At 49.9% G+C, this 24,215-nt stretch carries 25 protein-coding genes; 17 read left to right on the forward strand and 8 right to left on the reverse strand.

From position 1 onward, the window contains the following. Nucleotides 1–48: 48 nt before the first annotated feature. Both pgi and glgA read left to right on the forward strand, forming a co-directional pair. A complete protein-coding gene (gene pgi / locus ABD07_RS07385) occupies nt 49–1,683 on the forward strand; it encodes a glucose-6-phosphate isomerase (RefSeq protein ID WP_160817763.1) in 1,635 nt (544 codons plus the stop codon). A 9-nt stretch (nt 1,684–1,692) separates the two neighbouring features. Next, nucleotides 1,693–3,168 (forward strand): glycogen synthase GlgA, encoded by a 1,476-nt coding sequence (glgA, locus tag ABD07_RS07390; RefSeq protein WP_160817764.1) that lies wholly within the window; start codon nt 1,693–1,695, stop codon nt 3,166–3,168. A 58-nt stretch (nt 3,169–3,226) separates the two neighbouring features. Here glgA and ABD07_RS07395 read toward each other — a convergent pair whose 3' ends face one another. The 3 genes from ABD07_RS07395 to ABD07_RS07405 all read right to left on the reverse strand — a co-directional run bounded on the left by ABD07_RS07395 (nt 3,227) and on the right by ABD07_RS07405 (nt 5,474). Next, the gene (locus ABD07_RS07395) at nt 3,227–4,642 is read right to left on the reverse strand and encodes a dihydrolipoyl dehydrogenase (RefSeq protein ID WP_160817765.1); all 1,416 of its coding nucleotides are present in this window, start codon (nt 4,640–4,642) and stop codon (nt 3,227–3,229) included. A 175-nt stretch (nt 4,643–4,817) separates the two neighbouring features. Next, nucleotides 4,818–5,039, reverse strand: a complete 222-nt coding sequence (locus tag ABD07_RS07400) for a hypothetical protein (protein ID WP_240142470.1) — start codon at nt 5,037–5,039, stop codon at nt 4,818–4,820. A gap of 93 nt (nt 5,040–5,132) precedes the next feature. Then, complete coding sequence (locus ABD07_RS07405) at nt 5,133–5,474, reverse strand: four-helix bundle copper-binding protein (RefSeq protein ID WP_160817767.1); 342 nt, start codon at nt 5,472–5,474, stop codon at nt 5,133–5,135. 258 nt (nt 5,475–5,732) lie between these two features. Between ABD07_RS07405 and ABD07_RS07410 the strand changes: the two genes are divergently transcribed. Then, the gene (locus ABD07_RS07410; RefSeq protein WP_164502784.1) at nt 5,733–6,470 is read left to right on the forward strand and encodes a Crp/Fnr family transcriptional regulator; all 738 of its coding nucleotides are present in this window, start codon (nt 5,733–5,735) and stop codon (nt 6,468–6,470) included. Nucleotides 6,471–6,490: 20 nt separating this feature from the next. Here ABD07_RS07410 and ABD07_RS07415 read toward each other — a convergent pair whose 3' ends face one another. The 3 genes from ABD07_RS07415 to ABD07_RS07425 all read right to left on the reverse strand — a co-directional run bounded on the left by ABD07_RS07415 (nt 6,491) and on the right by ABD07_RS07425 (nt 7,893). Continuing rightward, nucleotides 6,491–7,021, reverse strand: coding sequence for a peroxiredoxin (locus ABD07_RS07415; protein ID WP_160817768.1), 531 nt, complete (start codon nt 7,019–7,021; stop codon nt 6,491–6,493). A gap of 184 nt (nt 7,022–7,205) precedes the next feature. Then, a complete protein-coding gene (locus ABD07_RS07420) occupies nt 7,206–7,520 on the reverse strand; it encodes a BolA/IbaG family iron-sulfur metabolism protein (protein WP_132423424.1) in 315 nt (104 codons plus the stop codon). Between the two features lie 94 nt (nt 7,521–7,614). Continuing rightward, entirely contained in the window at nt 7,615–7,893 is a 279-nt protein-coding gene (locus ABD07_RS07425) for a CsbD family protein (protein WP_160817769.1), read from the reverse strand. Nucleotides 7,894–8,185: 292 nt separating this feature from the next. Between ABD07_RS07425 and ABD07_RS07430 the strand changes: the two genes are divergently transcribed. The 6 genes from ABD07_RS07430 (at nt 8,186) to ABD07_RS07455 (ending at nt 12,400) form a co-directional block, all read left to right on the forward strand. After that, nucleotides 8,186–9,994: a c-type cytochrome gene (locus ABD07_RS07430; RefSeq protein WP_160817770.1), complete on the forward strand. Its 1,809-nt coding sequence runs from the start codon at nt 8,186–8,188 to the stop codon at nt 9,992–9,994. 28 nt (nt 9,995–10,022) lie between these two features. Beyond that, nucleotides 10,023–10,457, forward strand: a complete 435-nt coding sequence (locus ABD07_RS07435) for a VOC family protein (RefSeq protein ID WP_160817771.1) — start codon at nt 10,023–10,025, stop codon at nt 10,455–10,457. Continuing rightward, the gene (locus tag ABD07_RS07440; RefSeq protein ID WP_160817772.1) at nt 10,454–10,672 is read left to right on the forward strand and encodes a hypothetical protein; all 219 of its coding nucleotides are present in this window, start codon (nt 10,454–10,456) and stop codon (nt 10,670–10,672) included. The genes ABD07_RS07435 and ABD07_RS07440 overlap by 4 nt, the downstream gene beginning before the upstream one ends. Before the next feature lie 45 nt (nt 10,673–10,717). Then, on the forward strand, nt 10,718–11,149 hold the full coding sequence (locus tag ABD07_RS07445; protein ID WP_160817773.1) for a GFA family protein: 432 nt from the start codon (nt 10,718–10,720) through the stop codon (nt 11,147–11,149). 25 nt (nt 11,150–11,174) lie between these two features. After that, complete coding sequence (locus tag ABD07_RS07450; protein ID WP_240142471.1) at nt 11,175–11,531, forward strand: hypothetical protein; 357 nt, start codon at nt 11,175–11,177, stop codon at nt 11,529–11,531. Between the two features lie 146 nt (nt 11,532–11,677). After that, nucleotides 11,678–12,400, forward strand: a complete 723-nt coding sequence (locus ABD07_RS07455) for a hypothetical protein (protein WP_160817774.1) — start codon at nt 11,678–11,680, stop codon at nt 12,398–12,400. Nucleotides 12,401–12,614: 214 nt separating this feature from the next. Here ABD07_RS07455 and ABD07_RS07460 read toward each other — a convergent pair whose 3' ends face one another. After that, nucleotides 12,615–12,974 carry a hypothetical protein gene (locus ABD07_RS07460; RefSeq protein ID WP_160817775.1) on the reverse strand — a complete coding sequence of 120 codons (360 nt, stop codon included), beginning with the start codon at nt 12,972–12,974 and terminating at the stop codon, nt 12,615–12,617. 385 nt (nt 12,975–13,359) lie between these two features. On the opposite strand from ABD07_RS07460, the gene ABD07_RS07470 reads away from it, so the two are divergent. The 4 genes from ABD07_RS07470 to ABD07_RS07485 all read left to right on the forward strand — a co-directional run bounded on the left by ABD07_RS07470 (nt 13,360) and on the right by ABD07_RS07485 (nt 15,909). Continuing rightward, nucleotides 13,360–13,815, forward strand: coding sequence for a KGG domain-containing protein (locus ABD07_RS07470; RefSeq protein ID WP_160817776.1), 456 nt, complete (start codon nt 13,360–13,362; stop codon nt 13,813–13,815). A 156-nt stretch (nt 13,816–13,971) separates the two neighbouring features. Next, nucleotides 13,972–14,355 (forward strand): hypothetical protein, encoded by a 384-nt coding sequence (locus ABD07_RS07475; protein ID WP_160817777.1) that lies wholly within the window; start codon nt 13,972–13,974, stop codon nt 14,353–14,355. Between the two features lie 171 nt (nt 14,356–14,526). Continuing rightward, nucleotides 14,527–14,712 (forward strand): hypothetical protein, encoded by a 186-nt coding sequence (locus ABD07_RS07480; RefSeq protein WP_160817778.1) that lies wholly within the window; start codon nt 14,527–14,529, stop codon nt 14,710–14,712. Nucleotides 14,713–14,880: 168 nt separating this feature from the next. Further along, nucleotides 14,881–15,909, forward strand: a complete 1,029-nt coding sequence (locus tag ABD07_RS07485) for a hypothetical protein (RefSeq protein ID WP_160817779.1) — start codon at nt 14,881–14,883, stop codon at nt 15,907–15,909. A 217-nt stretch (nt 15,910–16,126) separates the two neighbouring features. On the opposite strand, the gene ABD07_RS07490 is transcribed toward ABD07_RS07485, so the two are convergent. Then, a complete protein-coding gene (locus ABD07_RS07490) occupies nt 16,127–16,969 on the reverse strand; it encodes a hypothetical protein (RefSeq protein ID WP_160817780.1) in 843 nt (280 codons plus the stop codon). Between the two features lie 472 nt (nt 16,970–17,441). Between ABD07_RS07490 and ABD07_RS07495 the strand changes: the two genes are divergently transcribed. The 4 genes from ABD07_RS07495 to lpdA all read left to right on the forward strand — a co-directional run bounded on the left by ABD07_RS07495 (nt 17,442) and on the right by lpdA (nt 24,174). Continuing rightward, a complete protein-coding gene (locus ABD07_RS07495; protein WP_160817781.1) occupies nt 17,442–19,004 on the forward strand; it encodes a di-heme oxidoredictase family protein in 1,563 nt (520 codons plus the stop codon). Nucleotides 19,005–19,230: 226 nt separating this feature from the next. Then, nucleotides 19,231–20,883: a hypothetical protein gene (locus ABD07_RS07500; RefSeq protein WP_160817782.1), complete on the forward strand. Its 1,653-nt coding sequence runs from the start codon at nt 19,231–19,233 to the stop codon at nt 20,881–20,883. Nucleotides 20,884–21,088: 205 nt separating this feature from the next. Continuing rightward, nucleotides 21,089–22,354: a glutamate-5-semialdehyde dehydrogenase gene (locus ABD07_RS07505; RefSeq protein ID WP_160817783.1), complete on the forward strand. Its 1,266-nt coding sequence runs from the start codon at nt 21,089–21,091 to the stop codon at nt 22,352–22,354. Nucleotides 22,355–22,413: 59 nt separating this feature from the next. Continuing rightward, complete coding sequence (gene lpdA, locus ABD07_RS07510; protein WP_160817784.1) at nt 22,414–24,174, forward strand: dihydrolipoyl dehydrogenase; 1,761 nt, start codon at nt 22,414–22,416, stop codon at nt 24,172–24,174. The last annotated feature ends 41 nt before the right edge of the window (nt 24,175–24,215 follow it).

The raw sequence follows: 24,215 nt of genomic DNA on the forward strand, positions 1-24,215 counted from the left end.
ATGAACCGGCAATCTGCAAAATCCATCATTCTCAGTAGCTAAAACATTATGCCATCCCTTACGCAATCACCCGCCTGGCTTGCTTTACAGGCACATCAATCCGTCATGGCGCAACAGCATTTGCGCAGCCTGTTCCAGCAAGATCCGCAGCGTTTTGAGAAATTCTCGCTGCTGTTCAACGATATTTTGCTCGATTTTTCAAAGCAACCGGTCAATCAGGAAACGGTCGATCTACTGCTGGCGCTGGCGCAGCAACAGAAACTGAGCGATTGGATCGGACGCATGTTTGCCGGGGAAAAAATCAACTCCACCGAGCAGCGCGCCGCATTGCATATCGCGTTGCGCAGCGATCAGCCGGTTCATGTGGATGGCATTGACGTATTGCCGGAAGTCAAACGCGTGTTGAAACAAATGGAGCGTTTTACCATCGCGGTGCACAGCGGCGCGCGCAAGGGTTATAGCGGGAAAATGTTCACCGACATCGTCAACATCGGCATTGGCGGCTCGGATCTCGGCCCGGTGATGGTGACCGAAGCGCTCAAACCTTACCAGCTCAGCAACATCACGCCACATTTCATTTCCAATATCGACGGGGCGCAATTATCCGCCACGTTGTGCCATCTCAATCCTGAAACAACCCTGTTCATCATCGCCTCGAAAACCTTCACCACGCAGGAAACACTCACCAACGCGCACACCGCGCGCACCTGGTTTCTGGCGCATGGTGGCAGCGAGCAAGACATCGCGCAGCACTTTGTCGCGGTATCGACCAATCGCGCCGCCGTGGAAAAATTCGGCATCGATCCGGACAACATGTTTGAATTCTGGGATTGGGTCGGCGGCCGTTATTCGTTGTGGTCGGCAATCGGCTTGCCGATTGCGCTCGCCGCCGACATGGACAACTTTTATGCCCTGCTCGCCGGTGCGCGCGGCATGGACCGGCACTTTGCCACCGCGCCGCTGGAAAAAAACCTGCCGGTGATGCTCGGCTTGATCGGTATCTGGCAAATCAATTTTTTCGCCACCTCATCCCATGCGGTATTGCCGTACGATCAATCGCTGCATCGCTTTCCCGCTTATTTGCAGCAACTGGAAATGGAAAGCAACGGCAAACGCATCACCCGTGACGGCGAAGCGGTCGACTATGCCACCGGCGCGGTCGTGTGGGGCGAGCCGGGAACCAACGGGCAGCACGCGTTCTATCAATTATTGCATCAGGGCACGCAAACCGTTTCCGCCGATTTCCTGGCGCCTTGCCAGAGCCATTATCCAATCGGCGATCATCACCGCATGCTGTTGGCGAATTACTTCGCCCAGACGGAAGCATTGATGACTGGCAAGAATGCGCAGGAAGTCCGTGCCGAGCTTACCGCGCAGGGTATGAGCGCGGACGCCGTGGAACAACTGCTGCCGCACAAAATTTTTCCCGGCAACCGCCCGACCACGTCGATTCTGTTCAAAAAACTCGATCCGGAAACGCTGGGCGCGTTGATTGCCCTATACGAGCATAAAGTGTTCGTACAAAGCGTGATCTGGAATATCAATCCGTTCGACCAATGGGGCGTGGAGCTGGGCAAGCAACTGGCCGGAAAAATCCTGACCGAATTGGAACACACAGGTACCGTCACTTCGCATGATGCATCCACCAACGGCTTGATCGGTTACTTCAAAGCCAACCAGTAGACAATCCTTATGCCGTCACCGCAAGAACTGCGTGTTCTATTCATCACGCCGGAAGTTTTTCCACTGTGTAAAACCGGCGGTTTGGGCGATGTCAGCGCGGCATTGCCCGCCGCATTGCGCGCGTTGCATACCGATGTGCGGCTGCTGCTGCCGGGCTACCCTCAAGTGCTGGCCGGGGTTAAATACAAATCCAAAGTCGCCGAGTTCACGGCGCTGCCGCAATTCCCCCCTGCCACCTTGCTGTCGGCACGGCTTTCTCTCAGCAAAGCCGTGCACATTCCGGTCTTTGTCATCGACTGTCCGGGGTTGTACCGCCGCGATGGCGGGCCTTACATGGATGAATTCGGGCGCGACTGGCCGGACAATGCGCTGCGTTTCGGTTTGCTGTCGAGAATCGGCGCTATTTTGGCCAGCGACGCCAGTCCGATCGCCTGGCGTCCGCACATTGCGCATTGCAACGACTGGCAAAGCGGTCTCACACCGGCCTATTTGCATTCCCATGCCGGTAAAAAAGCCGCCACGCTGATGACGATCCACAACCTCGCATTCCAGGGTGTTTTCCCGCCCGGCAGCGTGGTGCAATTGGGGCTGCCACCGCACAGTTTCGCTATCAACGGCGTGGAATATTACGGCAATCTGTCGTTCCTCAAAGCCGGACTGTTTTATGCCAATCACATCACCACGGTCAGCCCCAACTACGCGCAGGAAATTCAAGCCGAACCGCTCGGTTTCGGTATGCAAGGCTTGCTGAAATCGCGCAACCGCCACTTGACCGGGATCGTCAACGGCATTGATGTCAACGAATGGGATCCCGCAGCCGACCGGCATCTGGTCAAAAACTACAGCAGTAAAAAACTCGCGGACAAAGCGCACAACAAAAGCGCATTGCAACATCAGATGGAACTGACGGTTAACGCCGAGATCGCGCTATTCGGTATGATTAGCCGCTTGAGCCACCAGAAAGGCATCGATGTGCTGATCGAGATTGCACCGCAACTGGTAAAAATCCCCGCGCAACTGATCGTGCTCGGCAGCGACCAGGCGCAATTGGAACACCAGCTCACGATGCTGGCGCAGGCTCATCCCGGTGCTATCGCCGTGCGCATCGGTTTCAACGAAGCGTTGTCGCATCTGATCGAAGCCGGGGCGGATTGCTTCCTGATGCCGTCGCGTTTTGAACCATGCGGACTGAATCAAATGTACAGCCAGCGCTACGGCACGCCGCCCATCGTGCACGCGACCGGAGGCCTGCTCGACACCGTGGTCGACTGTACGCCGCAAACCCTGGCCAATGGCAGCGCCAGCGGGTTTGTATTCGATACGATGAGCGCGGAGCATCTGCTCGCCACGATCAAACGCGCGGCAGCGGCTTATCACGATAAAAAAATCTGGCAGCGCTTGCAGAAAAACGGCATGGCGAAGGATTTCAGCTGGCATGCCAGTGCAACGGCTTACCGGGAAATCTATTTGTCATTGTTATCCTGATCCCAGGATTCTGGCTACTCGTCATCGAGTCATCAACGCATGCAGGACAAGATAGCTATCAATCAAGCGCTTCCGTATTATAAGCGCCGCACATCGACAAATCGGATTCGTTGACGGACGGAAGCTGCACCGCCAGAGCACGCAATGCCGTGCGCAAGCCTTCCTCCAGAACCGGATGGTAAAACGGCAGACGCAGCAACTGCTGCACTGTGAGCGAGCGATCGATAGCCAGCGCCAGCAGATGCGCCATATGCTCGCCAGCAGGTGCGCACATTTCCGCGCCCAATAACCGGCCGCTGACCGCGTCGGCATAAAGTCGTTGGATACCCTTATTCCGCTGCCCAGCACGCGCCCGACCCTGACGGTCAAAATATACTTCTCCAACCAGAATCTTTGCAGGGTCGAGTGTCTCAAAGCGGCTGCCTACGACTGCGATGTCCGGGTCAGTAAAAACGATGGCCAGGGGCGTCCGGCGTGTAAAGCAAATCGGATGAGAGCGCATGGCATTAAGCCCGGCAATGTATCCTTCATCGGCCGCTTCATGCAACAGCGGCGCTTGGTCATTCGCGTCACCTGCCATGAATACCGGCAGATTAGCCACTTGCATGGTCCCAGGATTTACAGGCGGCATGCCGTGTTCATCAAGCGAGACGCCCAGTGTCTCGAGACCCAGATTGTCGATATTCGGACGGCGCCCCAACGCCGCAAGCACACAATCGACCACCACCTCTATACTCCCGGCACGTACCTGCACGCCATCGCTGACAAGACTTAATTCAGCTTTCTCACCCAGATGCAGAGGAAATTCTTTCTTAAACAGATCTGTCGCCACTGCGATCACCTGCGGGTCTGTTAATCCGGCAATCGCTTGGTTACCGCCAAATGCCGCCACTTGAATACCCAGGCGCGAAAGCGCCTGCGCCATCTCAGCGCCAATGGGCCCCATTCCCACAACAGCCATACGTGCGGGCAGCGTCTCCTGCTCAAACAAGGTATCCGTCGTGAGCAGACGATCCCCCAATGTATTCCAGGGCGCAGGTACAACCGGACGCGATCCGGTCGCAATAATAATTTTATGCGCACGCAATTCCTCGCCATTGACTTCCAGTCTATCCGGCGCAAGCAGACGCACACGTCCGGAAATGGCTCTTTCGCCCAGTTCTTCCGTCGTTTTTACTGTGCTGGCAACAAAATCATCGCGCAACCGCCGCACACGCCGCAGCACGGCAGGTATATCAAGCGTGAGCTGATCGGCACCGCGAATACCGAATTCTTCAAAGGTACTACGACGATGAAAGGCATTGGCCGCTTCGATCAGCGTCTTGGATGGCATACAACCCACCCGCGCGCAAACAGTCCCCCAGGGTCCGTCATTGATAATCACAAAGCGTTGCGTGTATTTTCTTACCTCCCGCAGCGCAGCCAAACCTGCGCTACCCGCCCCGACGATAATCACATCCAGTATTTCATTCATAGCAATTTCCTCCGATGAGGGCGGCAATTCAGTACCGCACCCGTTTTCAGTTCAAAGTTCCGGTGTTCCCGTATTTTGATTTCCCAGATTTAGCTACCAGATCACGCTGCGCATACGATACTTCCTTCGGTACTTAGCTGGCATGGGAAGCACGGTGTGGCACTCTTACAGAGCGCTACGCCTCTAATTTGACATTGGATTCCGGCTCATTCTTGTTTGCACCACGAATGTTCAGAGCGGCCAGAGCAATCTGCAAAACCACGAGTGCATGCGCATGGGCATGCCATCCCCAGACTAACCAGAGAAAGTTGCTGAATAGAGAACACCAGAAACCGAACTTACGCCTGCGTTTATCCTGGGAGGCAATCAGCCATGCAGCGATTATGGTGACGATCATTGCAGGCCACTGGAGTTGATGCAGGTAATCCATCGTTTTGACTGGCTACAGTATCAAAACTGGAGAAACTGAAGATTACCGTTGGATTTCACCTCAATTCGGTGGCGTGGTGGCAGCCATTTTACGGCAGCTCTCCGCGCATTCGCGGCAGGCTTTGACGCAATCTTCCATGCCGCCGATCTGCTCGCAACTCTTGGCGCAAGCCTCGCAGATTTCGGCACAGGTAGCGCAAACCCTGTGATGAAAGATCGAACCGCTTAACATTAAGTCGGCTGAAAACTGGCAGATGTCGACGCAATCGATCATAAGGCGAAAATGACTGGCTTCGACATGTTTGCCGCCTACCGCAAGGCAATGATTCATCGCGGTATGCAAGCAGGTTTCGTGACAGTGACGGCACGCATCTATGCATGCCTGCATGCTGATATCGTTCATGGATACTCTCCCGCAAGATAAAAGGCGCCAAGCGATTGGCATTCATTGCAGTTCACCTGCAAGAAAAAGCGGCAGATATGAATTGCAATTACCCGAAAGATACGAGGCGCGAAAAGAAGCGTCTGTACGGTATCGCACAGAGCGAACATTCAAATTTATGCTAGTATTTGAACTAGCAATAATTTCCCTCAAAAATATCAACAAGTTCCAGACGAACTGACGATTCAGGTCAAGGCCGGAATAATTTGGATAGCCATTATGCCCACGGTCGAAAAAGCTCCCTCCCAAATACAGAATCTGCTTCTGGCAGCCTTGCCGCAAAACGTATTCGATAAGATTGAACCTTCGCTAAAACTGGCCGACTTGAAACTGGATGAAATCCTGTGGGAAATGGACGAAAAGCGCAAGCATATCTATTTTCCCACGAGCGCCATGATCTGCCTGCTTTACGAAACGGAAGAGGGCGAATCGATTGAGGTTGGAATGACCGGGAGGCAGGGAATGATCGGTGTCGTCACTTTTATCGGCGATGCCCGCATGGCTAAACGGGCCTTAGTCATCAGTCCCGGACAGGCTTATGTGATGAAAGCCAAAGATGTTGAACAATATTTTGAAGAAATACCCGATTTTCAGGAAATTTGCATGCTATATACACAGACGCTGCTGGCCCAAATTTCTCAGAATGTGATCTGTAATCGCCTGCATTCTATCGAACAACAGCTATGCCGATTCCTGATGATCGTCAGCGACAATCTGCAAACAGCAACCATTCATATGACCCACAACCGCATCTCCAGTATACTGGGTGTGCGTCGCGAAAGCGTTTCCGCCGCAGCCGCACAGCTTCAGGACAATGGTCTCATCAAATATACACGCGGCAAAATCGAATTGCTTGACCGGAAGGGTCTGCTGGCTGCCACGTGTGAGTGTTACGGGGTTGTTAAGGATCAATACGAAAGGATACTGGGAAAATATATTTCCCAGCACGACTCGTAGTGACACTTTGCCAGCAAGCCTTATCGGGATCTCAGATACTTCAGCATAGCGTCAGCGCCTGAAATCTCAAAAGGATCGGCAGTACAATTGTCCGCAAAACCTGGCTCGACGAATATTTTCTCGATCTGCTTATCCTGAACCACCATGGAATACCGCCAGGAACGCATGCCGAATCCTAAGTTCGATTTGTCTACAAGCATTCCCATCTTGCGCGTGAACTCGGCATTGCCATCGGGCAGCATAAATACTTTCTCGACCCTCAAATGCTTACGCCATTGAAACATGACGAATGCATCGTTCACCGACAAGCAAATCACCTCATCGACACCCAACGTTTTGAAGTCATCATAGTGCTGCTCGTAACCGGGCAAATGCGCAGTAGTACAGGTCGGTGTGTATGCGCCGGGTAATGCGAATAATACAATCCGCTTATTCTTAAAAATATCGTCCGTTGTTACATCCTGCCAGCGAAATGGATTATCGCCGCCTATCGATTCATCGCGCACGCGCGTTTTAAACGTTGCACCGGGAACTTGCCATTGCTCTATCATGATTGCCTCCTGAAATGATTGCGCTATTTTTTCAATTGCTATACCCGAATGGGCAGATAACCAGGGGCGCTATCCCGCATTAGCCATCCCCTTTACTGCGCTCTCACAACTCACGGGTTAAATTGGCTACTCCGTAAACAGCATCAAATCTCGAACAATGGATGCCCATCGATTAATCCCGGGGCTATTCGGATTTGGCACCCCCCAGGCATGGCGGCGAATCAGGAAGTGTTCCATGCTTTTCAAACCATTCTTCCATCGTCATGGTGTGCAGAACAAGCGCATGAATCGATTGCGTCAATTCATCAGCCAGGATTGCATTCACCATCCGGTGACGCGCTAAAAGCATTTTTCCCTGAAATGCATCGGAAACGATCGTCACCTTGAAATGGGATTCGGATCCTGCCGGTACATTGTGCTGGTGGCTTTCATTAACCACTTCCAGAAACTGCGGTTGCAGTGATTGCAGTTTGGTTTCGATCGAATTCTTAATGTTCACAGTACGGTCACTCTCCTATCACGCAGCGCGGATTCCAACAGACAAAGTCCGTCAGTCTACCGCGATTCGCCCGTCCTGTTCAGCCTTGCTCGTGTCATTTACCTTGTTCAATATCTTGCTTGAGATCACCATAACCTTTCTGGGCTTTGCCGACATTTTTTTGCACATTGCCTTCCGTTTGCATTTTTTTATCATCCAGTATCACGCCGGCGGCTTCCTTGGTCTTACCTTCGGCTTCACCGACCCGGCCATCCACTTGGTCTTTATTCATCGGTGCGGGCACATGGCTCTTTTGCGCATTAACGCCAAATGTGCAAAAGGTCAATGCGATGACGGTCACTAACTGAATACATTTCATTTTATTGAATTGCATGTTTTTCTCCCTGAGAAAATAATTGAAATCAGGAATTTCTCCTGAAAACTTTTCAGCCGCAACCGGATAGTTGCAACCCGGGCGTGAATTACTTATTTCACTGCCCGGAAGTTACATTACAATCATCTTTGAATTGGATCTGTACAGTAACGCACATATACACAGGATAAAATCAAAAAACCGGTTAATCCGCTCCCGATGCGCCGTATCAAAGCTAAGCGGCAACCGGCCCGCGCTGAGAAATGCCTCGCAGCCTGGAGCCTTCTATTCAACTTCACGATAAGGAATGTCAATGAAAACCCGGATCGCTGCTCTGTTTGCCCTATCCGCCATCACCCTCGCAGCCTGTAGTTCGCATCCCCTGGAAGCCCCATTGCCTCCGGCTTATGTCAGCCCGGTGCCGGATAACTGGCCACAGGCGCAAGCCAAAATAGTGCAGAAAAAAGCGGACTATCTCCAGTCGCATCAAGTCGCTTACGACTGGTTCGGCAATTTTGCCTTCAGTGAAGCCGACGGCATTCCCTATGTCGTCTTGAAACTGCTGCCGAAACTCGCGCCGGAACTGTGGGGCAGCGAGGACAACTTTCTCGACGCGGTCGGCCTGTTCATCGACGAGCGGCAAAAAACTTTCCCGGTGGCACGCGGCGTCGGTTTCAGCGGCTTATCGCGGGCCGAAGCGCAAGGCAACATCGACTACGCTTCGTTTACCTGCGGCGCTTGCCACATTGGCCGCGTGCGGCTGGAGAACGGGCAAATGGATTACCTCGACGGCGGGGTGAACGGTTCGTTCAATATTGTGCAGTTCCGCGTCAAAGCGTATCAAACGCTGCAAAAAGCCTATGCGGGAAAAACCGGCGATGAACGCTTCGCAGTATTAACGCAAAAGCTGCTGGATGCGTTGGACGCCACACACCAGCAAAACCCGAATTACTTTTACAACAATTACCAGTCCGCGGGCAGAAAATTCGATGCGGAGTACGAAGCGGCGCAGATCGCGCTGTTCAAGAAAACCGCTGGGCAAACGGTGAAAAAATACGCGCAACGCGTCGAAGCGGAATACGAAGGCTTTGGCGCTCTAGTCGCGAAAAACTACACCGGTCTTGAAGCCGCGATGATCGCCGGATTTCCCGGCATGGCCGACGCCACCGGCTTGAGCGCGATCAATGGCTATATCGGTTTGCGCAGCAACCCCATATTGAAATGGTTTGCCGGTATCGTCCTGCCGCCGGAGCCGGGCATTACCGATTTCATGTCGGTCTGGGAACAAGACAAACGCCTCGCCAGCTGGGATGAAGGCCATAAACGCCTGATCAACGGTGGCGGGCAATGGAACGGCAATATCCCGATGCCGATCTACCGCAACCTGGTCGCCATGCTGACGTTGGGCTTGGAACAGACCGACGTGCGTGTCGCCGCGTTTGCCGAAGAATTGCTCGATGGCCTCCCCGCCAGTCCTTATCCGTTCGCAGTCGATGTTGCATTGGCTAAAAAGGGACAGGATTTATTCGCCGAACACTGCGCCGATTGCCATCAACCGAAAAACGGCAAGGTGTACGACAACCTCGGCACCAGCATGAAACGCGCTTACGTGGTCGGTGCAGTGCTGAACTACGCCGCGCGCAAGGGGTTGTACGACAACTGCTCCCCGGATACCACCATCCGGCTGTACAACAAAGACATCAAGCCGTGCGCCGAATTTGACGGCGTTTCGCTGGCCGGTAAAAAAGACCTGCTGATGTCACCGAACAGCGAACACCACGGCTACAACGCCCGGCCGCTGAGCGGTGTGTGGGCGCAAGCGCCGTACTTGCACAACGGTACGGTGCCGACGATTTACCACTTGCTGGTGCCGGACGAACGCCCCGCCAGTTTCGTCAAAAGCCGCCTCGATTACGACCAGAAACTGCTCGGTTTCTCCTGGAACCCGCAACAGGCAAACGGGCAAGAAGAAGGCTATGTGTTCCAGACCAATGCGGTTCCCGCGCTGAGCAACAAAGGCCATGACAAGGACATCGTCGAAGGCAAGAAAACCTACCGTCTCAATTGGTCGAACGACAAGGACGGCGCGTTTGCGATCATTGAATACTTGAAAACTTTATAATGTCCTATCACTCACCCAAGGAGCCATCATGTCCAATCCGTTGATTCAACCTTATTTGATGTTCGGCGGGCGCTGCGAAGAAGCGCTCGAATTCTACCGCAGCGCGCTCGGCGCGCAGGTCGATATGCTGATGCGCTTCAGCGAAAGCCCCGACCCCACGCCACCCGGCATGCTACCGCCGGGTTTTGAAAACAAGATCATGCACGCCAGCTTCCGCATCGCCGGCAATGTGATCATGGCTTCGGACGGTTGCGAGGTGGGAACGCAATTCAAAGGCTTCTCGCTGTCAATCTCGGTTACCACCGAAGCCGAAGCGGATCGCTATTTCGCCGCGCTGTCGGATGGCGGTCAGGTGCAAATGCCGCTGACCAAAACCTTCTGGTCACCGCGCTTTGGCATGCTCACCGACCGCTTCGGCATCGCCTGGATGATCAACGTCGTCGGCAGCGAACACACCGCATGAACTCCCGCATTCTGGCCATCGTTGCCGCCATCGCTACGGTGACGGCAACCGGCTGCACCGCGCAGCAGCTCTACTCCACCGGGCAATCGTGGCAACGCAACGAGTGCAGCAAAATCATGGATCAACAGGAACGCGCCCGCTGTTTATCGAGTACCAGCGCTTCTTATGAGGCCTATAAGAAACAATCTGACATTGAAGGAAAGCAAGGAAGGTAGTTAAACGGTACGGTAGTTCTTCCAAGTTACACAAGGAGATATTTCATGAATCAAAAGGTATACAAAGGCAATTGTTTTTGTGGCGCGGTTGAGTTTACGGTTACCGGCGAACCGGATGCGATGGGTTATTGTCATTGCGAATCCTGCCGGCATTGGTCTGCCGGGCCGGTCAATGCTTTTACGCTATGGAAGCCGACAGCACTGCAAATTACGCGCGGCGTGGAAAACATCGGCACCTACAACAAAACAGCGCAAAGTGCCCGCAAATGGTGCAAAACATGCGGCGGCCACATTTATTCCGAGCATCCCGGCTGGAATCTCATCGATATATTTGCCCCCATTCTGCAGAATTTTTCGTTTCAACCGGCCATTCATGTGCATTATCAGGAATCCGTGCTGCGCATCGTGGACGGACTGCCCAAGATGAAAGATGTTCCGAAGGAAATGGGCGGTTCGGGTATCAGCATCGCGGAATAAATAACCGGTATTCGCATTAAAGGAAATGACTCTGAACTTTGAAACCATGAGCGAACAGCAGATATGGGCTATCGCCAATCCGATCATGGATAACTTGATGGATGCCTCCACCCAGCTCGACCACGCCCGGCACGTGCGCGATTTCACCGGACGATTGAAAGCCATCGTCACACCGGAATACTTTGCACGCATCTGCCAGCAATACCAGGCGGAAAAAGGCTACTTCACCACCCGCACCCCCGTCGCCATCTTCCGCCGCCCGGATTCTGCGGCGTTTGTATGGAAGCAAATATTCACGAAAGCACCGGGCGAGTTTGTCGCGGAAATGGTGCTGGTGTATCGGGATGGTCGGTATTGGGTGGATCATGTGATGGTGTTTTGAACGGTAACTTGATTTGATATGATGAAAACTCAATTGCCCCATTCTCATAAAGATTAAGGAAAAAACGTGAATCCTACCGTGATAGATCTCATTCTTAACGTAGTAAATTGCGTCATTTCAGACATCTGATTTTAATTAGACATCACATGCCTTGCGCACTGTGCCTTCAAGAAGCTGAACTACGACGTTCGCACGTCATTCCAGAATTCCTGTATGAGACTCTTTATGACGAGAAACACCGCCTTCAGGTGCTATCGATCATTCCAGAACAAGGAAATTGGCGCGAGCAAAAAGGGTTGCGGGAAAAATTGCTATGCGATGCATGCGAACAAAAATTCTCAGTCTGGGAGCGCTACGCCAGCTTGGTTCTCAAGGGCGGCATACCCCTCACAGTCAAGCAAGAGAGCAACATTGTTCATATTTCGGGCCTCGACTATAAACGATTCAAGCTATTCCAATTATCGGTACTATGGCGCGCTGGTATTTCCTCTCTCCAGTTCTTCGAAAAGATTCAACTCGGAAAGCACACCGAGGAATTACGCCGTCTTCTTCTCGAAGATAACCCTGGTTCTCCTGAGCGATATGGCTGCTTCATGTTCGGGTTAAAGCACAACTCCGAAGCTTTCACTGGAGTCATCATGCAGCCTGGAAAGGTTCGCCTAGACGGCCATATTGCTTATCGCTTCGTTTTTGGTGGCTTCCTCTGGGCCATGCTCGTATCCAGCCACGACCTTGGAGCGCCTTTGAATAAATGCACCCTAAGCGCCTCTGGTGATACGGTCTTACTACTGCGCAACGCTAGCGACATGGACAACTTGGTAGCTTTCTCAGTTGAACTTGGTCAAATGGGACGTGCGCCATCATCTTAAGTACGAAACCTATCCTTTCAAACGAAGTTAGGTCGCGAACAAAGAAAATGGACAGGTAACATAAAACAAGTAATCACTATCTTGAATGCCTAGGAAACCCGCCACCATGACCTCCACCTCCACGGCCCTTACCGAATAATATCGCAACAGCAACAAGACCAACGATAGCAACACCCGCTACTACTTTTCTCCAATCAACGACGGTCTTATAGAGCTAAAAATCCTCGCGCCAGTGCATGCTTTGCCAGATTTCATCCCAGGCCAATGCATTGGGGCGGCCAACGGCATTCGGCGTGACGGTGATTTTTTGATCCGCCCGGACAACCACGAATTGCCCGGTATCCTCCCGCGTCATCACTTCGATCGTGCTGCTGAGCACCATGATGTCGGTTTGTTGTTGCGACACATTGATTTGCAGCACTGCGTTTCTGGCTTGTATCCTGGCATGCAGTGTCTCGATGTTGTGCGGGCAGCTCGATGTGTCCGCGTACGCTTTGCCGGAATTGAACTGGTCGACGCGTATCGAACAGGTTGAATCCGATGCTTTGAATTCGACGCGGGCCCCGCTTTGCATTCCCGAGCTCACAAACGAATTGTTCTTCACCGGCGCGGAAACTTTTACTTGATCGCCGTTCAACAGCACATTTTTGCCCGATGCATAGAGCGTTCCGATATAGGCGGAATCCTATAGCCTCGTCTTGCTCCCAGAAACCGCCGTTTTCAGCAAAACAGCATTCTTCATCAGCCCTCGGTAGCGGGTCCGGGTGAATCCAAACTGCCGCTTGATCACCCGGAATACATGTTCCTTTACTCAACTTTAAAGACTCGAACTAAATTTTCGGCTTAGCGAGCTTGCGTACATAACTTTCCTATAATTTTAAGTAGACTTTTCTCAAGCTTATTAAATAAGCGATTCCATTTAACTAATTAATTATTTATTTAATTTAAAGGAGTTTCAAATGACTACTACTAAACATTCCAATGATAATGATAACAACTCTTCTAATAAAGGATTTGCATCGATGGATCCTGAAAAACAACGTGAGATAGCAAGCGAAGGTGGCAAAGCTGCTCATGCAAAGAAAACAGCCCATGAATTTGATTCTGAAGAAGCGGCTGATGCGGGAAGTAAAGGAGGACAGTCACGAGGAAGTAATGCGTCAAAAGAAAGTTCATCTTCTACTACGGGCCGCGGCAAAAATAGCAATGATGGTGAAGATTCAAAGAGTAATACCCGCTCCACCTCCTCATCCGAAGGCGACTCATCTTCCACCCATGCGAAATCGGGTAGCCAGAATAAACATTCAAATGATAGTAACGACGATGATAATGAAAATAGTGAATCCTCAAGCGCGAGAAACAGTTCATCAAAACAGCACTCAGAGGCGGGTAAGAAAAGCCATACCAATAAATAAGGAACGTTGGTATTAAGCTTTATTTTTAAGACGAGGAAGATCTATGGCATTCATTCCTTAAACATAATAATTTTGGGTATTTTTATGTTAGCCAACGAACAGATTCTTTACTAAGTCTCAAAGATAATCTAATTCATAGTTTTACAAAGGAAACCAATGATGTTCAAATTAAAATTGAATTCTTTATTATTTACAAGCGCCGTATTCCTATTGGCGAGCAATTTTGCACAGGCTGATCCCGAGCAAAAACAAAACAAGTCTAGCGAACATCGTGAATCACAAACACCTGATGCTGATGCTTATCCTTCAACTGAATCACCTCATGGCATAAGTGAACGCAGTAACGAAAATAGTTCAACGCCTTCTGGTTCTTTTAATAAAAGCACCGGTTCCGAGGGAACAGAAAAAAGCAAATCATCTTCTTCAAATGGTGGTAATACTCAACGTGGTTCAGATTCATCAGATAGACACTCAGCTCCCCAATCTTCCGGATCAAGCCACCAACACTCTGGTTCATCAGATGGTGGGGCTGGTAAATAACTTTATTAAACACTCTTATGGAGACAATCATGCATACATTTACTGTTGAGTCTAAAAACAAAAAGAAAGATGATGATAAAAACAAAACCCCAAGTAAGAAAAAATGATTCTTGAATTAAACCCGCTCAGGCGGGTTTAATTTTTATAATGAAGACGTATTGGAGAACTATTATGTATGAAGTTACAAACGCTCAAACCAACCCTCCTAATCCGGCACATCCAGAAGTAAAACCTGAACGGGAAAAACCAGAAATTCCAAATAATCCTGCTCTGGAACCGGAGATTCCATCGAAAACTTTCATACCAGAGAAAATTCCTCCGCTAACTGAATCAGAGTTGGACATTCCTAGAGAATAAAGCGCCCCGGTGCAAGCAGCGGGCTATCAACTGCACTCTTCAGTCAGCTGGTCTTTCACCAGCTTTCGCCCCAAGGAACGGGGAATTGAATCCTCAGAGATTAAATATCACTATATTGATAAATATGTTTCTCGGTTTATTGGAAGTGTCATCCAAGGGAGATATTAAATGATTAAGCAACTGGTATCAGTATTATTACTTCTTATTATTCCTTCGCACTTTCCTGTTTTAGCTCAGGAAGTTCCTTCAACTGCTCAAGCTTTGCAAAATTTCAATATCAATCCTAAGCAAATTGAGAAACTTGAGCAAGGTGAAATAGTGAGTTATAAGGTTAATGAAACTAACAAAAAAGAGTTAGGAATTGGGTTAGCTATAATCATCCCTGCACCTCTACCTAAAATTGTAGATTACATCAGAGAAGGCAGATTTACGCTTCACGAAATCAATTTAATTTCAAGTGGAATACTTCATATTCATGCCAATATCAGCAGCTTTAAAAAATTCGGCTTCACCCATGATCAAATCGATGAAGCAAAAAAATTTATTAATGCTAAATCTGGAGAAGTTTTTAACTTATCAAAACAGGAATTGGATAGCCTAGGGTCAATTAGAAACCAAAAAGAAGAAGACAATAACGAAAAAATATTAGAAATAGCCAATCAAAAATATCGGGAATTTCTATTACATCGTTTTACTACTTACGGGAAAAAGGGACTTTCAGGTATTGAATCATACAAGCGGGAAAAGAGTTTCGCAGATCCCGGTCAGGAGCTGCGCACCGATGCTGTCAATAGTAAAGCGTGGGCAAAATATTTTCCAGAGTTGCAGCAAGCTTGGCTAAACTACCCTGCAAAACCACCCAAAGATACTAAAGAAGAGTTTCTGTGGATAAATCGTATCATTGAAGATCGGCCTACTGCGATTCTTATGCATCGCATGATAGCTTCTAATGAGACAGGCAGCATTCTCTTATCAAGACAATTTTATGTTGGACATTCATATAACTCCAGTCAAGTAGTAGCAGGAGGTCTCCCTTATAAAGATGGCATTCTTGTGTTTTATTCGGTTCGCAGCTCTACTGATCAGGTTTCGGGTGTAGGAAGCAGTGTTAAGCGCTCATTAGGACGCGCTCAATTAAAAAAAGAAATGATTGCAAAACTAGAACAAGTAAAAGAAGATTTGAAATCGCCCGAATGACACTGTCTACATCGATGAAAAAAACATTCCATGCATGAAGTTTCGAGTATCGAAAAACCCCGACACTATTCACCTATCTCCTGAGATCATCAATTTTGTGGGAGAAAAAAACGATCCGCAGGGTAAGTGGTTAATTGAAGTGGAAATCCAGGATGTAAATAGAAACACCACGTTGCAGCTTAAGACCCGTTTTATCTTGAAAGCTGGTAGTTAAACGCTAGCGATGCCTGGGAAACCCACTACCATGACCTCCGCCACCACGGCCTTTACCGAACAATATCGCAACGGCGACAAGCGCAACGATAGCAACGCCCGCTACTACTTTTCTCCAGTCAACGACAGTTTTGTAGAGCTGAAAATCCTCGCGCCAGCGCATGCGTTGCCAGATTTCATCCGGGGCCAGTGCATGGGGTTGGCCGATGGCATTCGGCGTTACGGTAATTTTTTGATCTGCCCGGACAGCCACGAATTGCCCTGTATCCACACGCGTCATCACTTCGATCGTGCCGCTGAGCACCATGATGTCGGTTTGTTGTTGCGACACGTTGATTTGCAGGACTGCGTTTCTGGCTAGTATCCTGGCGTGCAGCGTCTCGATGTCGTGCAGACAACTCGATGTGTCCGCGTACGCTTTGCCGGAATTGAACTGGTCGACGCGTATCGAACAGGTTGAATCCGATGCTTTGAATTCAATACGAGCACCACTTTGCATGCCCGAGCTTACAAACGAATTGTTCTTTACCGGCGCGGAAACTTTTACTTGATCGCCGTTCAACAGCACATTTTTGCCCGATGCGTACAGCGTTCCGATGACGGCATCGCTTGCACCGGCGTTGCGATGAAGGCGGAATCCCATATTCTCGTCTTGCTCCCAGAAACCGCCGTTTTCGGCAAAATTCCTGTCCTGGATGGGCACGGTTTTACAACCCGCCAGGAGTAAAACTGTGATCAAAAGCAGCAGCCATTGATTGTAAGAAGAAGCCATTAAGCGTGGATAGTAACTCCGGTAAATGCCCCCCCTTATCTTGCAGAAGAATGGTTTGGTTAGAGTGGTGTCCATTTTGCTTTCCTTTTCATGGTCGTTGCGAGTGGATTGCGGATGGAGTCACTGTACCGTGATTAATCTGAATCTGCACTGAATGCAGCAAAGCGTGATCAGAGCGTTTTTTTGCAGTGTCATTTCACAGAACGTGTTGATTACGTTTGGAGTGCGCTGGTCGAGCTATCGACGTAATCCACTTAGCCTGTATCAAACAAACAATAGATCGGCAGTTACTTTATTCCGGCTCCATGTGCGTTACCGAACTGATCCCATCGGCTGAGCGTGCAATGATGAAAATAAGCGCTGAAATACATTGTTTTAAATTTCCGGAAATTCCGGATTGGCCGTCTTATCTATCATGGTGTAGTACCACCACACCGCCATTTCATCTTGCCAATTTTCACGCGACCCCAGCAATTAATACAAAGCTCTGCATCGGAGCGGTTATTAAAACATTCACGCTAAGAAATTTTTGTTACAGGAGAAATTTATGAATAATCAATATCGATTAGCAGTCATTCCAATCGTTGTTTTCAGCTTATTTACAATGGGAGGGCTTCATGCATTTGCAACGGAGCTTGGCAAGGAAGTTTCTGTGCAAAACCATTTGCAGGACGGCGATGAATTCAACACGAAAATGCGAAAGCTCATCAGTCACGGCAAGCTCTTATTCGGTGCGGCCTGGACCAGTCAAGAAGGCGGCGGGCGGCCATTAACGAAAGGAACGGATTCTCCGTTGACGGATTCATCCTCGCCCTTGGTTTTTCCACGCAATTTCAATCGTATCTCAGCACCGGATACGAATTCCTGCTCGGGCTGCCATAACAAGCCCCGCATCGGTGGCGGCGGAGAAATTGTTAACAATGCATTCATTACCGGACAACGTTTCGATTTTGCAACCTTTGACCATAACGACACGACGCCCAAGCGGGGCGCGTTAGATGAAGAAGGCAAATTTGTGCAACTGCAAACCATTGCCAATTCCCGTAATACGCTGGGTCTGTTTGGTTCGGGTTATATCGAGATGTTGAGCCGTCAGATGACAACAGATTTGCAAAAGATCCGCGATTCCATTGCCGCCGGCAAGAATGCGGAACTGATTAGCAAAGGAGTTTCTTTCGGGACTTTAGCGAGGAATCAGGATGGCAGCTGGAATACCAGCCATGTCAACGGATTGCTTGCATCAAGCCTGACTAGTGATGGTGCCGATCATCCACCGAGTCTAATTATTAAACCCTTCCATCAGGCGGGTGGCGTAGTGTCGTTACGTCAATTCACCAATAACGCATTTAATCAACATCATGGCATTCAGTCTACCGAACGGTTCGGTATCAATGTCGACGCGGATGGCGATGAGTTCGTTAACGAAATCACGCGTGCGGATATCACCGCAGTAACTTTATTTCAAGCGCAACTTGCAGTGCCTGGCCGGGTGATTCCTAATAATCCTGAAATTGAGGCGGCTGTTCGTGCGGGTGAGCAGATTTTCCAAAATATTGGATGCTCGGGCTGCCATGTCCCTAAATTACCCTTGGATAAAAAAGGATGGGTCTTCAGTGAACCTAATCCTTTCAATCCCAAGGGCAACTTACAAGCAGGCAAAGCCCAGGAGTATAAACTGGATTTAACAGATGACAAGCTTGACCAGCCAAGACTGAAAGTGGAAAAGGAAATAGTGTGGGTGCCCGCGTTTACCGACCTGAAACTACATGATATTACCAGCGGCCCCGGCGATCCCAATCGAGAGCCCATTGACCAGAATGCGCCTGAAGGATCCCCTGAGTTTTTTGCAGGAAACTCGCATTTCATGACGCGAAAACTCTGGGGAACAGCGAATGAACCGCCGTATTTTCATCATGGACAATTTACCACCATGCGTCAGGCCATCGAAGCGCATCGTGGTGAAGCCTATGGCACCTACGTCAAGTGGATAGCTCTCAGCGAGGCACATCAGAACTCAGTCATTGAATTCCTGAAAACGTTGCAGATTTTGCCTGAAGGCACTACACATCTGGTGGTCGATGAGCGTGGCCATAAGAAAGATTGGCCTTAATAAGTAATATTTAGTTCTCAGTTTCATGATTGAGAAAAATTCCTATGTGACTTTTGCTTTCCACTCATAAAAGTCCGTAGGGATTTTGGCCCAACCATCACTACCGATACTTAGTTCCTTTTATTTAGTTTGTCGATGACAAACACATATTTACCTGACAGCTCTCTTAATGAATCAACAGATATGCAAGATTACGAGTTTCATCTTGATATCTGTTAAATGAACCATGAATATCAACTCATTGATTCACAGCATTATTTTCATCTTCACTATTTTCTCCTCCCATGCTCTGAGTGCAGAAGATGTCATCAAGCCTCAAAATAACCTGCAAGAGTCAGCAAAAGATCCGGCCATAATTAAATTAGTCGACATTATTCAAAGCATAAATGCACGCAAAAAAGAAATAGGGGAAAAATTACAGTCTCTAAAGAAAGCAAAAACCGATCAAGAGAAAGAAAAAATTCAATCGATCATAGACACAATCCAGCAAGGCATTTCTGACCAAGAAACATCATTTGAAATGATTCTTACCGCGGGCATAGAGTTAGGTATAGATGAAACCGCTGCCAAAAAAGAATTTGATTGGCAACAAGACTTAATAGATATCTTGCAACCCTTTTTGCGAGAATTGCACAAGATCACAGAAAACAAGCGAAAGCTGGATACGCTGCACTACAAAATTGTTTTTCATCAATTACAAATTCAGAGAATTAATGAGGCGCTTAAGCATATTTCAAAAGTTGATAAGGAAAGCCTGCAAAATGAAGTGCTAGTTGAATTTGAAAGAATTATTAAGAAATGGCAGGATCAACTCAAGGAAAGCACACATCTATTTGAAGTAGCGCAATTACAGCGCGATGAAATGGTACAGTTTCAGACAGACCAAGAGATCTCATTTGTTGAATACATTCAAGAAATCGCTGCGGGACGCGGCGCCACACTTTTATACGCAATAACAGCATTTATTGGGGTTTGTTCCATAATGCTGCTGTTCCTGAGATTCATCAGCTGGATTACTAATCGTCGAGAAGACAAAACAAGAAGCTACTACCAGAGAGTTGCCACGCTCATATACTATTTTCTTATGGTGGTGTTGGCAGTAATTGCATTCTTTTATGTTCTGGAAGTTCGTGACGACCCGGTGATGACGGGCATCACTATCGTGCTTTTAATCAGCGTTGTCTGGGTATTAAAAAGCTCGATACCGACTTACATTGATGAAATAAGGTTATTGCTCAATACAGGTTCGGCAAGAGAGGGAGAAGCCATTGTCTATAATGGCATTCTTATGCAAATTGAGAGCTTGCATTACTATACTAATCTTAAGAATCCATTATTACCGGATTTAAAGTTGAGACTGACACTGTCAGAATTGACTAAATATGTTTCTCGCCCCATTTTAAGTGATGAGCCATGGTTTCCTTGCAAAAAAGGGGATTATGTGATGGTTTATGGCGATATTTTTGGAATGGTGAAATACATCACCCATGAGAATATCGCCTTATCGCTACCCGATGGCACAATGCCAATAACATACACCATCGAGGATTTTTTGATTGCCAATCCCAGAAACTTTTCATTGGGGTTTATTGCAAAAACCAAGATTGGCATTGACAATAAAAATCAACCTATAAGTACAGTAGAAATACCTAGAATCATGACTGAAGGAATTCAACAAGGATTATCAAAAGAAAATTACGGTAATGCATTAAAGAATTTGTCAGTTCACCTTCAAAAAGGCTGCTCAACTTTTCTGGAATACGAGATTATTGCCGTCTTTGACGGTACGGCAGCAAGTGAATATTATTGTATATTACGTGACTTACAACGATATGCGATTGAGATTTGTAATCAACGGAAATTGATGTTGATGGAATAATGTAACAAAGCCGTGGTCGAGTTACGTGCCGGACGGCTCCAGCCGGTGCAGGCGAAGCTGCCACGCCAGCAGCCAAAATAGATGGTTATTCTCTCATGCCGCGATAATGCCGGGTCAATTTAAACCCGGTGCCAACAATATAACTGCCATCTTGTACTATAATTCCGCACTATCCGGAAATTCATATCCTTATCAAACGAAATCCATGAGTACCACAGATATCAAAAGTTACATGCAGTCCGTCGGACAGGAAGCACGCGCGGCGTCACGGCTGGTTGCCAAAGCGGATACGGCGGCGAAGAATCGCGCGCTAACGGCGATGGCGGATGCCATCCGGCGCGACGAAGCGCTTTTGCTGGCAGCCAACGCCAAGGATTTGGACAATGCGCGCGCCAAGGGCTTGGAAGCATCGATGATCGACCGTCTGACATTGTCGGCCAAGGGTGTGGCAACGATGGCGGAAGGCCTGTTGCAAATTGCGGCACTGGCCGATCCGGTGGGCGAGATCAGCGGGTTGAATTACCGTCCGTCCGGCATTCAGGTCGGTAAAATGCGCGTGCCTTTGGGGGTAATCGGCATTATTTACGAGGCGCGCCCGAACGTCACCGCCGATGCCGCCGGTCTATGCCTGAAAGCGGGTAATGCGGCGATTCTGCGCGGCGGCTCGGAAGCGATTCACAGCAATCAGGCGATTGCCGCGTGCGTCAAGGAAGGTCTACGCGTGGCCGGGTTGCCGGAAAGCGCGGTGCAAGTGATTGAAACCACCGACCGCGCCGCAGTGGGCGAGCTGATCACGATGAAGGATTATGTCGATGTGATCGTACCACGCGGCGGCAAGGGGTTGATCGAGCGCATCGCCAACGAAGCGCGTATCCCGGTAATCAAGCATCTGGACGGTGTTTGTCATGTGTACATCGACGATCAGGCGGATTTCGACAAAGCGATCAAAATTGCCGATAACGCCAAAACGCAGCGCTATGGCACCTGCAACACGATGGAAACGTTGCTGATCCATGCGGGCATCGCAGAGAAAATTCTGCCCGCGTTGAGCAAGATTTATTTCGATAAAAATGTTGAACTGCGCGGCGATGCGGCGGCACGCGGCATCGTTCCGCAAATCAAGGAAGCCACCGAGCAGGATTGGTACGAGGAATATCTGGCACCGATTCTGAGCATCCGCATTGTCGATGGGTTGGATCAGGCGATCGATCACATCACCAAGTACGGCTCGCAGCACACCGACGCCATCGTCACGGAAAACTACACGCGCGCGCGCCGTTTTCTGCGCGAAGTCGATTCCAGTTCGGTGATGGTTAACACCACCACGCGCTTTGCCGACGGGTTTGAATACGGTCTGGGCGCTGAAATCGGTATTTCAACCGACAAAATCCATGCGCGTGGTCCGGTCGGATTGGAAGGATTGACCAGCCAGAAATTTATCGTGCTGGGTGATGGTCAGTTGCGGCAGTAAATCGCCGCCCACCGGTTCGATAGCACGCAAACCAACGCTCATCTCAGCAAAAGGATGTTATGACGCAAGTTGTGGAAATAAAAATTCCCGATATCGGTGATTTCAAGGATGTTCCCGTCATCGAGATTCTCGTCGCGCCCGGCGATACGGTTGAGAAGGAAGCTTCGCTGATCACGCTGGAAACCGACAAAGCTTCGATGGATGTGCCTGCGCCGCAAGCCGGAGTGGTGCAAGACATCAAGGTAAAAGTGGGTGATAAGGTATCGGAAGGAACCGTTATCCTGACGTTGACAGTCACAGAGCAATCTGCCGAACCGGTGCGCCCGGAAGCAGCTACCCAAGAACGCGAACAATCACCTGCTCAACCAGCTGCACCAGCACCCGCCGCATCTTCCCAATCCATTGTTTCAAGTGATATGCACGCGGATGTGGTCGTGCTGGGTGCCGGCCCCGGCGGCTATACCGCGGCTTTCCGCGCGGCTGATCTGGGCAAGAAAGTCATCCTGATCGAACGTTATCCAGTGCTCGGCGGCGTGTGCCTGAATGTCGGCTGCATTCCGTCCAAGGCGCTGCTGCATGCAGCCAAAGTCATCACCGAAGCGGAAGAAGTAGCAGCGCACGGGATTGTATTCGGCAAACCGCAAGTCGACCTCGGCAAACTGCGCGGCTGGAAGGAATCGGTCATCGGCAAACTGACCAAGGGGCTGAAAGCATTAGCCAAACAGCGTAAGGTCGAAGTCGTGCACGGCAGTGGAAAATTTGCCACTGCGCACAGCATTCAAGTCGAAACGGCGGAAGGTTTAAAAACAATTTCGTTCGAGCACTGCATCATCGCCGCCGGTTCCAGCGTCACGCGCATTCCCGGTTTTCCGTACGACGATCCGCGTTTGATCGATTCCACCGGCGCGCTGGCGCTGAGCGATGTGCCGCAACGCATGCTGATCATCGGCGGCGGCATCATCGGCCTGGAAATGGCCACGGTCTATGCCGCATTGGGTAGCAAAATCAGCGTGGTGGAATGGATGGATCAATTGATTCCGGGCGCAGACCCCGATCTGGTCAAACCGTTGCAGCGCCGTATCGGCAAACGCTACGAAGCGATTTATCTGAAAACCAAGGTCACCCACATAGAAGCTACCGAAGCCGGATTGACCGCCACCTTCGACGGCGAGAACGCGCCGCAACCGCAAACGTATGACTGCATTCTGATGGCAGTTGGACGCCGCCCGAATGGACGCGAGATCGGCGCCGAAGCAATCGGTATTCAGGTCAATGAACGCGGCTTTATCCCGGTCGATCCGCAAATGCGCACGAACGTGCCGCATATTTTCGCTATCGGCGATATCGTGGGCGAACCGATGCTGGCGCATAAAGCCTCCTACGAAGGCAAACTGGCTGCCGAAGTGATCGCCGGACACAAAGCCATCTTCGATGCGCGCACGATTCCGTCGGTCGCCTACACCGATCCGGAAATTGCCTGGATGGGTTTGACCGAAAAAGAAGCGATCAAACAGGGTATCGATTACGAGAAAGCCGTTTTCCCGTGGGCTGCCAGTGGTCGCGCCATTTCGATGGCGCGCGAGGAAGGTTTGACGCAACTGCTGCTGGATAAAACCACGCGCCGGATCCTGGGTGCTGGCATGACCGGTATCAACGCCGGTGAGTTGATTGCCGAGACGGTGCTGGCACTGGAAATGGGCGCGGATATGCAGGATCTCAGCCTGACCATCCATCCGCATCCGACGCTGTCAGAAACCGTGCTGTTTGCCGCGGAGATGGCGGAAGGAACTATTACCGATCTTTTCCTGCCCAAGAAATAGCCTTCCGCACCGGCATTGACTTCCCGCTCCGATCCCATAAT

It is taken from the genome of Nitrosomonas oligotropha (assembly GCF_009833085.1).
Classification (GTDB): Bacteria; Pseudomonadota; Gammaproteobacteria; order Burkholderiales; family Nitrosomonadaceae; genus Nitrosomonas; species Nitrosomonas oligotropha.

Coding starts and splice junctions, on each gene's coding strand:
- ABD07_RS07460 (WP_160817775.1), bottom strand. CDS start 12,974: ATGCAAAGCGGGGCCCGCGTCGAATTCAAAGCATCGGATTCAACCTGT.
- ABD07_RS07425 (WP_160817769.1), bottom strand. CDS start 7,893: ATGCAATTCAATAAAATGAAATGTATTCAGTTAGTGACCGTCATCGCA.
- pgi (WP_160817763.1), top strand. CDS start 49: ATGCCATCCCTTACGCAATCACCCGCCTGGCTTGCTTTACAGGCACAT.
- ABD07_RS07415 (WP_160817768.1), bottom strand. CDS start 7,021: ATGATAGAGCAATGGCAAGTTCCCGGTGCAACGTTTAAAACGCGCGTG.
- ABD07_RS07445 (WP_160817773.1), top strand. CDS start 10,718: ATGAATCAAAAGGTATACAAAGGCAATTGTTTTTGTGGCGCGGTTGAG.
- ABD07_RS07500 (WP_160817782.1), top strand. CDS start 19,231: ATGAATATCAACTCATTGATTCACAGCATTATTTTCATCTTCACTATT.
- ABD07_RS07450 (WP_240142471.1), top strand. CDS start 11,175: ATGACTCTGAACTTTGAAACCATGAGCGAACAGCAGATATGGGCTATC.
- ABD07_RS07395 (WP_160817765.1), bottom strand. CDS start 4,642: ATGAATGAAATACTGGATGTGATTATCGTCGGGGCGGGTAGCGCAGGT.
- ABD07_RS07430 (WP_160817770.1), top strand. CDS start 8,186: ATGAAAACCCGGATCGCTGCTCTGTTTGCCCTATCCGCCATCACCCTC.
- ABD07_RS07480 (WP_160817778.1), top strand. CDS start 14,527: ATGTATGAAGTTACAAACGCTCAAACCAACCCTCCTAATCCGGCACAT.
- ABD07_RS07435 (WP_160817771.1), top strand. CDS start 10,023: ATGTCCAATCCGTTGATTCAACCTTATTTGATGTTCGGCGGGCGCTGC.
- ABD07_RS07495 (WP_160817781.1), top strand. CDS start 17,442: ATGAATAATCAATATCGATTAGCAGTCATTCCAATCGTTGTTTTCAGC.
- ABD07_RS07455 (WP_160817774.1), top strand. CDS start 11,678: ATGCCTTGCGCACTGTGCCTTCAAGAAGCTGAACTACGACGTTCGCAC.
- ABD07_RS07400 (WP_240142470.1), bottom strand. CDS start 5,039: ATGATCGTCACCATAATCGCTGCATGGCTGATTGCCTCCCAGGATAAA.
- lpdA (WP_160817784.1), top strand. CDS start 22,414: ATGACGCAAGTTGTGGAAATAAAAATTCCCGATATCGGTGATTTCAAG.
- ABD07_RS07485 (WP_160817779.1), top strand. CDS start 14,881: ATGATTAAGCAACTGGTATCAGTATTATTACTTCTTATTATTCCTTCG.
- ABD07_RS07405 (WP_160817767.1), bottom strand. CDS start 5,474: ATGAACGATATCAGCATGCAGGCATGCATAGATGCGTGCCGTCACTGT.
- ABD07_RS07505 (WP_160817783.1), top strand. CDS start 21,089: ATGAGTACCACAGATATCAAAAGTTACATGCAGTCCGTCGGACAGGAA.
- glgA (WP_160817764.1), top strand. CDS start 1,693: ATGCCGTCACCGCAAGAACTGCGTGTTCTATTCATCACGCCGGAAGTT.
- ABD07_RS07475 (WP_160817777.1), top strand. CDS start 13,972: ATGATGTTCAAATTAAAATTGAATTCTTTATTATTTACAAGCGCCGTA.
- ABD07_RS07470 (WP_160817776.1), top strand. CDS start 13,360: ATGACTACTACTAAACATTCCAATGATAATGATAACAACTCTTCTAAT.
- ABD07_RS07490 (WP_160817780.1), bottom strand. CDS start 16,969: ATGGACACCACTCTAACCAAACCATTCTTCTGCAAGATAAGGGGGGGC.
- ABD07_RS07440 (WP_160817772.1), top strand. CDS start 10,454: ATGAACTCCCGCATTCTGGCCATCGTTGCCGCCATCGCTACGGTGACG.
- ABD07_RS07410 (WP_164502784.1), top strand. CDS start 5,733: ATGCCCACGGTCGAAAAAGCTCCCTCCCAAATACAGAATCTGCTTCTG.